Origin of the sequence: Pseudomonas sp. TCU-HL1, from assembly GCF_001708505.1 — a bacterium.
Lineage (GTDB): Bacteria > Pseudomonadota > Gammaproteobacteria > Pseudomonadales > Pseudomonadaceae > Metapseudomonas.
Map to the genome: position 1 here is coordinate 1,423,108 of NZ_CP015992.1, position 11,315 is coordinate 1,434,422.

An 11,315-nucleotide genomic window follows, 5' to 3' on the forward strand; every position below is an offset into this window, starting at 1 on the left:
CGCTATCAGGCCTGCGCCACTGCCTCGCCTGACGGGCTGCCGATGCGTGTACGCACTGCCCGGTGCAGCAGGCTGGAGACCATGAAACCGATCACCGCCAGCACGCTCATGAGCCCGAACACATAGGTGTAGCCCTGCTCGCCCGGGAAGTGGTCGAGGATGGCGCCGTAGATGACATACGCGAACATGCCGGGTGCGTAGCCGATCAGGCAGCCGATGCCGAAGGCGGAGCCTGTGATGCGCGAGGGAATGCCGACCTCGCTCATGGGGGCCCAGAACACGCCACGCATGGTGAAGACGATCAGCGCGAACGACAGGGTGGCGGCCATCCCGGCATAGATGAAGCTTTCCCCTTTGGGAATCGTGAGAATCACCGCCATGACTGGCAGTAGTGCCAGGAATGCCCACTTCAGGTAGCGGCTCGGGCTCTGGAAGCCTTTGTCCGCCATGAAACCACCGGCCGGACCGCCGAGCACCTTGAGGAAATACTGGTTGATGATCCCGTAGGCACCGACCAGCGCGACCGGCAATTGGTACATGTCCTTCAGGTAGGGGATGAAGTAGGTCAGGCCGCAGTAGACGATGTAGACCATGAAGACGTTGAGGCTGACCAGCCAGATGCCCGGTACTCGCACGGCTTCCAGCAGGCCGGTCAGGCCGATGGTTTCTGTGCTGGCGGGACCTTTCCGGCTTTCCTTGAGCAAGAACCAGGTGAGCAGGCCGGCGCCGATATCGATCACCGAGTAGAACAGGATGGCGGACTTCAGGCCGGCTTCGCCGGAGCCCATGGCGACGAACACGCCCAGGGCGGAGAAGGCCACCAGGGTATCGACGACGCCGCGGCCGCCTTCCAGGAAACCGAACATCCGTCCTTGCTCGGTATCGTCGCCCAGGTTGCGAATGGCCTTGAGCAATGCGGGCCAGTAGATGCAGTCGGCGCAGATGGCGAACAGGCTGAACACAATCAGCAACTGGCTGTAGCCGGGGAAGGTCGCCAGGTAAAGACCCAGCGCGCCGGTGCCGATCAGGCCCAGCGGGATCAGTTTGCGGGTGTCGAAGCGATCCGCCAGGAAACCACCGACCACGAACAGGGCGGTGGCGATGATGGCGTTCGCGCTGAGCAGGGTACCGATCTCGGTGTGGCTCAGGCCCATGTGTTCCTGCATGGGCACGTAGAAGGCGTCTTTCAGGTTGGCGAGCTTGTAGATGGTGCCGCCGCCGAGGACGAGGATCAGGAATCTGAGCCACTTGGCCTTAGCCTGTGCTGTCATTTTTGTTCTCCACAGTATCAAGGGTGAATTGCTGCCGGCGGGTCAGGCGCAGGATTGGCCGGCCTCGGTCAGCGTGAGTTCCGCCAGCACGCGCAGCTCGGTGAGCAGCCCGCGGACATGCCGGATCTGGTTGTTCGCCCAACGGTGTTCGTCGGCCATCATGCGGTCGGCGGTGTAGCCGGGCGGCAGGGCGGTTTCGCTCATCTCCCGGTAGGGAATGAACGGGTCTTGCGCCTCGTCCGACTGGCGGAACGACGGGGCGATGTAGTGGTTTTCCTGCTCCAGGATGAAGGCGATCACCTGGGGCGCGTGCTCGCCGAGCATCAACAGTTCGAACAACATCCGCGCGCCGGGCAGGTCATCTTCCGGGCTGCCGTGGAGGACGCCGTAATGGCCGAAGCCGTTCTGTTCGGGGACGATGCGTACACCCTTGAGGTGTACCTGGCGGATGTACGGGGAAAGGTCCTGCAGCGCGGGTAGCGGTTGCTCGCAGGCATTGATCATGTTGCCGAAGTCGAACAGTGCGTTCAGGCGCGGGTTGCCGGCCTGGCGCAGCAGTTGCGCAATTTCGCCGCTCTTGAGCTCCTCGTGCTGCTCGAAGTCGAAGTGCAGGTCGTGCTGGTCGGCCAGTTGGCCGAGGTACTGGAGGTCCGTCTCGATCAGCGCCATCACCCGCGAAAGATGACCTTCATAGCGCGAGTAGACGCGGATGTTGCGAGTGCCTATCGCCTGGGCGACGGCCACCACCTGGTCGACGTCTTCACGGCGCGTGCTGCTGATTTCCAGGTGCACGTCCAGTTCCAGGGCGCGGGCCTTGTCGGCGAAGGCGCGGAGTTGCTCCGGGCTCATCCGCGACAGGCTGTTTTCCTCGCCGTCCAGCAGGTGCAGGCTCAGGCCCTGCAGCTCGTGGCGGTAGGCGAAATCCAGCAGGTCCGCGGGCTTGAGCCGGCCGTGGGTCAGGTTGGTCAGTAGCGGGTAGCCGTGGGCGAACAGACGAAGGCTGTCGAGGCGTTCCAGCAGGCGGGTGGCGAGGTCGGGCGTGAGCAGGGGGGGCGGGGCTTCACTGCTGGCGTTCTGGCGCAGCAGCGCGGCAAAGCGTGCTTGGATAGCGTTCATTCTTGTCATTCCTGAAAAGGCTGCCGGGGTGGCCGGCGCTGCCTTTATCTCTCCGGAATGGCGCTATCGATATAGCCATTATTTTTTAATTGTTATGACCACTTTGGCTGCGCTCGGCTACAGGCGATGCCCGAGTTGTTCCAGGGCTCTTGCCAGCGCCTCGACTTTCTCGGCGGCCTGCTCTTCGGGCGTACCGGCAAAGCCCATCAGCAATCCCGGTGGCAGATAACGCTTGATGCAGTAGTCGCCCAGGCCATAGGTGTAGATCTGATGCCGGGCCAGGCCCTGTGCCACGGCGTTGTCGTCCTCGGCTTCATCCAGCCAGCCGATCAGATGCAGGCCTGCTTCCACGGGGGCGACCCGCATGAACCCGCCCAGACGGTGCTGCAATTGTTCGAGCAGGCGTGCCTGGCGTGCCTGGTAAAGCGCACGCATGCGGCGGATATGGCCGAGGAAGTGGCCCTCGACGATGAAGTCGGCGGTGGTTGCCTGGTGCAGCGTGGAGGGGCTGCGATCCATCACCGCACGGATGGCACAGAAGGGCTCCACCAGGGCCTCGGGCAGGATCACGTAGCCCAGGCGCAGCGAGGGATAGAGCACTTTGCTGAAGGTGCCGACGTAAATGACCTTCTGCCATTGATCCATGGCGAACAGCGCCGGTAGAGGGCGGCCGACGTAGCGGAACTCGCTGTCGCAATCGTCTTCCACTATCCATCCGTGGCCACGGCCGGCCCATTCGATCAGTTCCAGGCGCCGGGCGTAGCTCATGGTGGTGCCGAGGGGATGCTGGCGCGAGGGCGTGGTGAAGGCGAGGCGGGCGTCCGGACAGTCGCGCAGGCCCTGCTGCACGTCCAGGCCCTGGTCGTCGATGCGCAGCGGAACCAGTCGGCAGCCCTGTGCCTGGAAGGCGATGCGCGCGGCGATGTGGCCGGGGTCTTCCATCCACACGCCGTCTTGTGGGTCGAGCAGCAGCATGCCGAGCAGGTTGAAGGCCTGCTGGGCGCCGGATACCACGACCACCTGATCCACGCTGCACTCTATGCCGCGGGCGTCGAAGACGTATTCGACGATGGCTTCGCGCAGGCGCAGCAGGCCCTTTAGTTCGCCGTAGCCAAGCAGGGCCTTGGTGGGGTGACGGAGATGGCGGTTCATCAGGCGCTTCCACACCGGCAGCGGGAAGGCGTCGTAGGCCGGGTGGCTGGGCAGGAAGGAGGTCGGGCACTCGGGGGCCCAGGTGGCGTAGGACACGCCGCCGAAAAGCTCGCTGCGCAGGGAATGCACCGATTGACTCAGGCTCGACAGGCGCGGTGGCTTGCGCGGCTCGTCGGCGCGGGCATCACGGCGTTCCCATTCGTCGCCGACATAGGTTCCGGCGCCGGTGCGCGGTGCCAGGAAGCCTTCGGCGGTCAGTTGGTCGAAGGCGTTGAGGATCGTGATCCGCGACAGTTCGAGTTCCTTGCAGAGCGTGCGGGTCGAGGGCAGCCGCGTGCCGCCTGGCAGCCGGCCGCTGAGGATCTGCTTGCGCACCTGCAGGTAGAGCTGGCGGTAGAGGGGCACGGCGCTGGCGCGGTCCAGCTCGATTCCTGTCAACAGCATGCCGCGGGGGGACTTCATTCTGTGCCTGCCTTGTCGTCTCGGATTCAGTGCGGGTTTCTATTGTGCGTCAGCCTGGCCAGGGAGCGTGTCATGGCGTGTCTCAGTCCAAACGTCCCAGTCTTGCTTCCAGCGCTCTGAGCCGCGCTTGCGCCTGCTCATGGAGAACCTCTGTGGCGGTGTCCACCAGCACGGACGACGGCCGGTACTCGGGCCGGATCAGTTGGACCCGGAACGGAATCGAGGTCTGCAACCGCCGCATCTGCAACCCCCGACCGGCCTCGTCCAGGGCGCTCAGCGGGTTGACGATGGCCAGGCCCAGGCCCTGGCGGACCATGGCGCAGACCGAGGCAGCGGTGCTGGTTTCCACCACCATCCGGCGTTCCACCCCGGCGGCGAGGAAGTGGGCGTCCAGGCTCTGCCGGTAGATATCCAGGCCGGCCAGGCTGATGAAGGGCTGGCCATGGAAATCCGCCAGCGCCAGTTCGGCCTTGGCCAGCAGTTCGTGGCCTTCGGGCAGCACGCAGACCATATCCGCCGCGAATAAGGTCGAGCCTCGGGTGCCGCGGGGCAGCAGGTCGGTTTCCGAGAGCCCCAGGTCATGCCGCTGACCGCTCAGGGACTCTTCCAGCAGGGGGGACTCCTGAGCGCTGATGGCCAGTTGCACGCCGGGGTGGCGTTCGATAAAGGCCTGGCAGAACGCGGGCAGCAGCGTCTGGGCGAACACCGGCAGGCCGGTGATGGCCAGTTGGCCCTGGTCGAAGCGGCGGATCGCCTGCGCGGCCCCCACGATGCGCTCCAGGCCGGCATAGGAACGCTGCACCTCGTCGAACAGCGCCAGGCCCTGCACGGTGGGGGACAGGCGACCACCCTCGCGGTCGAACAGGCGGAACCCCAGTAGGTGCTCGAAACGCGCCAGCTCGCGGCTCACGGTGGGTTGCGAGGTGAACAGCAGGCGCGCGGCGCCCGTGACGCTGCCGGCGGTCATCACTGCGCGGAAGACTTCGATATGGCGGATGGAAAGGTCCATTGGGGCGCTCGGAAAAGGCAGTCAGTCCATATCGATAATGAATGACTGATTCATAAATTGGTATTTTATTGAATTGACAGGCCTCGCCATCATGGCGTCATTCCTTTTCCGGAGGCCGCCATGCGCCCGAACATTCCCGCCGCCACCCTCGCCAACCTCGCCCGTGAACACGGCACCCCGCTCTGGTGTTACGACGCCGCGGTGATCCGCGAACGCATCGCCCAGCTCAAGGGCTTCGACGTGATCCGCTTCGCCCAGAAGGCCTGCTCCAACCTGAGCATCCTGCGCCTGATGCGCGAGGAGGGCGTGCAGGTGGACGCGGTGTCCCTCGGTGAAATCGAGCGCGCGCTGCTGGCCGGTTACTCGCCCAAGGGCGAACCGGCTGGCGTGGTGCTGACCTGCGACCTGCTCGACCGCGCCACCCTCAGGCGCGCCGTTGAATTGGGCATCGAGGTCAACGTCGGCTCCATCGACATGCTCACCCAGCTCGGCCAGGCAAGCCCCGGCCACCGCGTCTGGCTGCGCATCAACCCCGGCTTCGGCCATGGCCACAGCCAGAAGACCAACACGGGCGGCGAGAACAGCAAGCACGGTATCTGGCACAGCCAGTTGGGCGCCGCCATGGCGGTGATCCGCGACTACGGCCTGGTGCTGGTGGGCCTGCACATGCACATCGGCTCCGGCGTGGATTACAGCCACCTGGAAGAAGTCTGCGGCGCCATGGTCGGCGCGGTGCGTGAACTGGGCTGCGACCTGGAAGCCATCTCCGCCGGCGGCGGCCTGTCCATTCCCTACCGCCAGGGCGACCCGGTGGTGGATATCCCGCGCTACGCGGAACTGTGGAACCAGGCCCGCCGCGATATCGAAGGCATCGTGAAACACCCAGTGCGCCTGGAACTGGAGCCGGGCCGCTTCCTGGTGGCCGAGTCCGGCTGTCTGCTCAGTGAAGTGCGCGCGGTGAAGGATGTGGGCGGCAACCACTTCATCCTGGTGGATGCCGGTTTCAACGACCTGATGCGTCCGTCCATGTATGGCAGCTTCCATGACATGAGCTTGCTGGATGACGCCGGCAACCCGGTCACCGCCCCGCCCCGCCAGACGGTAGTGGCTGGCCCGCTGTGCGAGTCCGGTGACGTCTTCACCCAGCACGACGGTGGCCTGGTGGCACCGCGTGCGCTGCCGACGGCCCAGGTCGGCAACCTGCTGCTGATCCATGACACCGGCGCCTACGGTGCCTCCATGTCGTCCAACTACAACAGCCGCCCGTTGCTGCCGGAAGTGCTGGTGGATGGCGATGATGTCCGCCTGATCCGCCGCCGCCAGCCCCTGGCCGACCTGCTGGCGCTGGAGCTGTAGGAACGAATTCATTCGCGAAGGGCCGCACAGCGGCCCATGGTCCGCATCGCGAATGAATTCGCTCCTACACAGGTCGCTTGCCAACCCGCACAATGCGGCGCCATGAACTTCGATTCCCCACTCCTCGCGTACCGCCATGCCCTGGAGCAGGGTGGTTTCCTGCCGGACCCGGCCCAGCGCCACGCCGTCGACTGCCTGCAGGCCTGCCATGAGGCCCTGCACCAGGCCGGCCAGGTTACCGGTGTCTATCTCTGGGGGCCGGTAGGGCGCGGCAAGACCTGGCTGATGGACCGCTTTCACCAGAGCCTCAGGGTTCCGGCGCGGCGTCAGCATTTCCATCACTTCATGCGCTGGGTGCACCAGCGCCTGTTCCAGCTCACCGGCACGCCGGACCCGCTGCAGGCCCTGGCCCGTGAGCTGGGTCGGGATGTGCGGGTGCTGTGTTTCGATGAGCTGTTCGTCAACGATATCGGCGATGCCATGCTGCTCGGCCGCCTGTTGCGGGCGATGTTCGAGGAAGGCGTGGCCATGGTCGCCACCTCCAACCAGCCGCCGCAGCAGCTTTATGCTGATGGTTTCAACCGCGAGCGCTTCGTGCCGGCCATCGAGGCCATCGAGCGGCACATGCAGGTGGTCGCGGTGGATGGCGGCCAGGACCACCGGTTGCACCCCGGTACGGCTCATCAGCGCTACTGGGTGGCTGAACCGGGCCGGCTCAGTGCGCTTGCCGAGGTGTTCAATCGTCTGGCGGCGGGGCAGGGGGCATCCAGTGAGCCGGTGGAGCTGGGTCATCGCCTGGTGCCAGTGGTTCGCCAGTGCGAATCCGCAGCCTGGTTCCGCTATGCCGATCTTTGCGAACAGGCGTTGGCGGCGCTGGACTTCATTGCCCTGTGCGACCGCTTCCCGGCCATCCTCCTCGGCGATGTGCCCAACCTCAGCGCCGCCCGGCGCGAAGGACGTATCGCCCGTGGCACCGAAGACGGTGCCGAGCGGGTGGCGGCCGGGGACCGCGAGTTGCCGCAGCTTTCAGTGCATGACGACGGCGTGCGCCGTTTCATCGCCTTGGTGGACGAATGTTACGACCGCCGGGTGCCGCTTTACCTAGAGGCGGCTGTGGACATGAACCACCTCTATACCGAGGGCTATCTGGAGTTCCCCTTCCGCCGCACCCTGAGCCGGCTGAAGGAGATGCAGCTGGCGCGGTTCTGACCGCCGGATCTACTTGAGCTGATCCTTCACCGCTTCGATGCCGGCGGTAGCGCACTGGTCGTCCAGGTGTCCGCCCGGCGCACCACCCACGCCCACGGCGCCGATCACCTCGTCGCCTACCTTCACCGGTATGCCGCCGCCCACGACCAGGAAACCGTCGATCATCGGCAGGTATTGGGCCGCAGGGTTCTTCTGCACGTTCTCCAGCATCTCGCTGGTGCTGCGCTTGGTGGAGGCGGCGGTGTAGGCCTTGCGCCGGGCGGAGTCGAGGGTATGCGGGCCGGCCTTGTCCGTGCGGAGGATGGCGCGCACATCGCCGGCGCGATCCACCACGGCGGCCGTGACGTTGTAGCCCTTGGCGGTGCAGGCCTGCACCGTGGCATTGGCAATCTCGCTGGCGATCTTGAGGGTCATGTTCTTTTCGCTGGCGACTTCGGCTTGGGCTGTCAGGCAGGCAGCGAGGCTGCCCAGGGCGAGGAACTGGAGTGGTTTCATGGGGCGTTCTCCTGTCGCAGCACGCATGGAGCCTTTGCCTTCGGCCGGAAGACAGGGGCGACGGAACGATGTCGTCGGGTAGGCGCTGGCCGTGGCTTACAAGCCTAGCCAGCCTTCTTAACATTTGTTAATGCCGCCTCCGCGAAGGTCCCCAAGAATCGGCGCACAACAACGCGCAGGTCCAGGAGGCCGCCATGCTTGCCCACGCTCCCAGCACTGTCTACGAACTGCTGCAGGCCTCGTCGGCCCGTTACCCGGAACGGACCGCCCTGACCTTTATCCACAGCCTGGGCACGGAAATCGGCGAGCAGAACTTCAGCTACGCGGCGTTCTTCGCGCAACTCAACCGCAGCGCACGCCTGCTGCTGGACCTTGCGGGCACGCGCAAGCCGGTGATTACCCTGTTGCTGCCGAACATTCCGCAGAGCCAGTGCCTGCTCTGGGCGGCCGCCAGTATTGGTATCGCCAACCCGATCAATCCGCTGTTGAACGAAGAGGCCCTGGCCAGCCTGATGGAAAAGGCCGGTACCGACCTGGTGGTAGCCCTTGGACCGGCGGAGGGTTCCGACCTGTGGCAGCGGGCGCTGGGTGCCGCGCTGCGTCTACCCAACCTGCCGAAGTGCGTTTCCGTACTCACCCAGGCGGGCGAATTCCACTACGACAGCCTGCTGGAGAACTACGACGATGACGCCCTGGAGCTGGCATTGCTGCCCCGGCCGGAGGACATCGCCGCCTACTTCCACACCGGCGGTACGACCGGATTGCCCAAGCTGGCCCGGCAGACCCACGCCAACCAGGTGGCCGCTGCCTATGCCTATCGTGCGCGGATGGCGGCCGGCCCGGAGGATGTCGCGCTGAACGGTCTGCCGATCTTCCACGTGGCCGGCGCCCTGGTGAACAGCCTGGGTGGTCTGGCCAATGGGTTGCGCATGCTGTTGCCGACCCTCGGCGGCTTCCGCAATCCGGAAGTGGTTCGCCAGCACTGGCGCCTGGTGGAGCACTACCGCATTACCCTGAGCGGCGGCATTCCCACCTCCGTGGCGGCGATGCTTGAGGTGCCCATCGGCGGGCACGATATCGGCAGCCTGCGTTACATGCTGTCCGGTGGAGCACCGGTGCCGGCGGCGCTCTGCGAAAAGGTGAAAGCGCTGACCGGACTGGAGCTCTACCAGGCCTACGGCATGACCGAATGCACGGGCGTGATTGCCTTGCCGAACCTGGAGAAGCCGGCGATCCCCGGTAGCGCCGGACATGTGGCTGCGCCCATCGAAGTGAAGATCGACGGCGGGGAAATCTGCGTGCGTGGCCCCACCGTCTTCGCCGGTTATCTGGGGCAGGACGTTCCGCCCCTGGAGGATGGCTGGCTACGCAGCGGCGACCTCGGGCACCTGGACGCGGACGGCAACCTCTTCATCACCGGGCGCGCCAAGGACCTGATCATTCGCAGCGGCCACAACATCGACCCGGCGCTGATCGAAAATTGCCTCGAGAGCCACCCGGCGGTGTCGCTTGCCGCCGCAGTGGGCATGCCGGACGAATACGCCGGCGAGCTTCCGGTGGTCTTCGTGCAGCTCCGTCAGGGACAGACGGCCAGCGTTGACGAGTTGCAGCAGTACGCGTTCGACCATATCGCCGAGCGCCCGGCCTGCCCGAAGCGGGTGTTCCTGGTCGACGCCCTGCCGGTGACGGTGGTGGGCAAGATCTTCAAGCAGCGTCTGCGGGAGATGGCGGCGGCCAGCCTGTATGGCGAACGGGTCGGCGAGCTGTGCCCCGACGTGCATTGTGCGGTGAGCCAGGGGGCCGACGGCGGCTTGTGGATAAGCCTGACGGGCGTGCCCGCCGAGCAGCGGGACTTCTGCCTGGAGCGTGCTGCGGCGCTGGGGCTGCGGGTGCGCGCCGTTCTCAGCCCGCCCGCTTGCGCTTGACCCGCGAGAACGAAACCGGGTCCATGCCCAGGTAGCTGGCCAACTGGTACTGGGGCACCCGGTCCAGCAGCCAGGGTTCGTGCTCCAGCAGCCACTGGTAGCGCTGCTCGCTGTTGCGGGTCAGCAGCAGCGCTTCACGGTCTTCGTTGCGCAGCATGATCTGGCGGATGACCTGGTCCTGCATCTGCAGGAGTTGGGGGAAGCGCTCGCCCTGCTGGACGAGGATGGCCAGGGGCAGGCTGGCGACGCGGCATTTCTCCACTGCCGCGATGTTGTAGGTGCAGGGTTGCTGCTTGAGGTGGGCGCTGAGGGAGCCGATCAACTGGCCCTCGCGGAAGAAGGTCTTGTTCCACTGCCGGCCTTCGGGGGACAGGTAGTAGTAGCGCGCGACGCCCGAGAGGATGGCGTAGAAGTGGGTTGGACGTTCACCCGCGCGGATAATCAGTTGGTCGCGCTCGTAGTCGCGCAGCTTGAGTAGCTGCGTCAGGCATTCCTGTAGCGCCGGGTCGGTCATGCCGTGGGCGGTGAAGATGTCCTGCAACTGGGCCTGGATTTCGGCGGGGATCATGGGGTTCGGCCTGGGGGGAGTGGATTCATCTAAGCACAGGTGTGCAGGTTGCCCTCAATCGAGAATTGCCCGCCGCTCCGGCGTGCCTGACACTAGACTCCTTTTTCAGCCCCAACCAAGAAGGAACACCCACGTGTCCCCACGCGAACAAGACAGCTGGGCCCAGATCTGCCTGGCCGCCGGCCTCGATCCGGAGAAGCGCCTGGCCGCCCGTCAGACCGTGCTTGGCCATGCCGATGCCCTGGATTGCACTCTCTACCGTCCTGACGAGAACGACCTGGACGCCGAAGAGGAAGACCTCGGCGACGCGCGCATTCTCTTCACCGGCCCGTTCCAGGCACCGGTCGAGTGGAGTGCCCAGGACCGTGAGGATTACTTCGGTGATATCGAATCCTCCGCCTTTGTCACCGCGCTGATCGAGTGCCAGGCCGACCCGGCGACCCGCAACTTTTTCATCGCGGATGCCGGTGACTTCGTAGCCGTGGTCACGGCCACCGGCGACGTGCAGATGTTCTACCTGTACGACTGCAACGAAGATGATGACGGCCTGCGTTGCGTCCTGGTGCGGGAGGATGAAGAGGGCTGATCTGCGCGTGTGCCGGAGCGTGTCTTTTCGCGAATGAATTCGCTCCCACAACGGGGATTGCATTCGGGCGTAGGGTGGATGGCGCTCTTTCATCCACCATCGGCGCTGGTCTGGGCTCCGGTTGGTGGACAGAAAAGCGCTGTCCGCCCTACGGGGCCGCTGCGCG

10 protein-coding genes are annotated in these 11,315 nt (G+C 65.4%); 4 read left to right on the forward strand and 6 right to left on the reverse strand.

Annotated elements, in window-relative coordinates; genetic code table 11:
* Positions 1-5: 5 nt before the first annotated feature.
* The 4 genes from THL1_RS06550 to THL1_RS06565 form a co-directional block, all read right to left on the reverse strand.
* Positions 6-1,271, reverse strand: coding sequence for an MFS transporter (locus THL1_RS06550; protein ID WP_069082504.1), 1,266 nt, complete (start codon positions 1,269-1,271; stop codon positions 6-8).
* Between the two features lie 42 nt (positions 1,272-1,313).
* Complete coding sequence (locus THL1_RS06555; protein ID WP_069082505.1) at positions 1,314-2,387, reverse strand: sugar phosphate isomerase/epimerase family protein; 1,074 nt, start codon at positions 2,385-2,387, stop codon at positions 1,314-1,316.
* A gap of 117 nt (positions 2,388-2,504) precedes the next feature.
* Entirely contained in the window at positions 2,505-4,001 is a 1,497-nt protein-coding gene (locus THL1_RS06560) for a PLP-dependent aminotransferase family protein (protein ID WP_069082506.1), read from the reverse strand.
* An 82-nt stretch (positions 4,002-4,083) separates the two neighbouring features.
* Positions 4,084-5,010: a LysR family transcriptional regulator gene (locus THL1_RS06565; protein WP_069082507.1), complete on the reverse strand. Its 927-nt coding sequence runs from the start codon at positions 5,008-5,010 to the stop codon at positions 4,084-4,086.
* Positions 5,011-5,130: 120 nt separating this feature from the next.
* On the opposite strand from THL1_RS06565, the gene lysA reads away from it, so the two are divergent.
* Together lysA and zapE are read left to right on the forward strand one after the other, a co-directional pair.
* Complete coding sequence (lysA, locus tag THL1_RS06570; RefSeq protein ID WP_069082508.1) at positions 5,131-6,366, forward strand: diaminopimelate decarboxylase; 1,236 nt, start codon at positions 5,131-5,133, stop codon at positions 6,364-6,366.
* A 102-nt stretch (positions 6,367-6,468) separates the two neighbouring features.
* Positions 6,469-7,575 carry a cell division protein ZapE gene (gene zapE, locus THL1_RS06575; protein WP_069082509.1) on the forward strand — a complete coding sequence of 369 codons (1,107 nt, stop codon included), beginning with the start codon at positions 6,469-6,471 and terminating at the stop codon, positions 7,573-7,575.
* A gap of 9 nt (positions 7,576-7,584) precedes the next feature.
* Here the strand turns inward: zapE and THL1_RS06580 are convergent, their stop codons facing one another.
* Positions 7,585-8,070 (reverse strand): GlcG/HbpS family heme-binding protein, encoded by a 486-nt coding sequence (locus THL1_RS06580; protein ID WP_083245838.1) that lies wholly within the window; start codon positions 8,068-8,070, stop codon positions 7,585-7,587.
* 194 nt (positions 8,071-8,264) lie between these two features.
* Between THL1_RS06580 and THL1_RS06585 the strand changes: the two genes are divergently transcribed.
* A complete protein-coding gene (locus THL1_RS06585; RefSeq protein WP_069082511.1) occupies positions 8,265-9,995 on the forward strand; it encodes an AMP-binding protein in 1,731 nt (576 codons plus the stop codon).
* On the opposite strand, the gene THL1_RS06590 is transcribed toward THL1_RS06585, so the two are convergent.
* Positions 9,973-10,563 (reverse strand): Crp/Fnr family transcriptional regulator, encoded by a 591-nt coding sequence (locus THL1_RS06590; RefSeq protein WP_069082512.1) that lies wholly within the window; start codon positions 10,561-10,563, stop codon positions 9,973-9,975. The genes THL1_RS06585 and THL1_RS06590 overlap by 23 nt on opposite strands.
* A 166-nt stretch (positions 10,564-10,729) precedes the next feature.
* On the opposite strand from THL1_RS06590, the gene THL1_RS06595 reads away from it, so the two are divergent.
* Positions 10,730-11,149 carry a hypothetical protein gene (locus THL1_RS06595; RefSeq protein ID WP_069086431.1) on the forward strand — a complete coding sequence of 140 codons (420 nt, stop codon included), beginning with the start codon at positions 10,730-10,732 and terminating at the stop codon, positions 11,147-11,149.
* The last annotated feature ends 166 nt before the right edge of the window (positions 11,150-11,315 follow it).

What these genes read in the sequence shown, in the direction of transcription:
- THL1_RS06590 (WP_069082512.1), bottom strand. Translation starts at nt 10,563, where the DNA reads ATGATCCCCGCCGAAATCCAGGCCCAGTTGCAGGACATCTTCACCGCC.
- THL1_RS06560 (WP_069082506.1), bottom strand. Translation starts at nt 4,001, where the DNA reads ATGAAGTCCCCCCGCGGCATGCTGTTGACAGGAATCGAGCTGGACCGC.
- THL1_RS06580 (WP_083245838.1), bottom strand. Translation starts at nt 8,070, where the DNA reads ATGAAACCACTCCAGTTCCTCGCCCTGGGCAGCCTCGCTGCCTGCCTG.
- lysA (WP_069082508.1), top strand. Translation starts at nt 5,131, where the DNA reads ATGCGCCCGAACATTCCCGCCGCCACCCTCGCCAACCTCGCCCGTGAA.
- THL1_RS06585 (WP_069082511.1), top strand. Translation starts at nt 8,265, where the DNA reads ATGCTTGCCCACGCTCCCAGCACTGTCTACGAACTGCTGCAGGCCTCG.
- THL1_RS06555 (WP_069082505.1), bottom strand. Translation starts at nt 2,387, where the DNA reads ATGAACGCTATCCAAGCACGCTTTGCCGCGCTGCTGCGCCAGAACGCC.
- THL1_RS06565 (WP_069082507.1), bottom strand. Translation starts at nt 5,010, where the DNA reads ATGGACCTTTCCATCCGCCATATCGAAGTCTTCCGCGCAGTGATGACC.
- THL1_RS06550 (WP_069082504.1), bottom strand. Translation starts at nt 1,271, where the DNA reads ATGACAGCACAGGCTAAGGCCAAGTGGCTCAGATTCCTGATCCTCGTC.
- zapE (WP_069082509.1), top strand. Translation starts at nt 6,469, where the DNA reads ATGAACTTCGATTCCCCACTCCTCGCGTACCGCCATGCCCTGGAGCAG.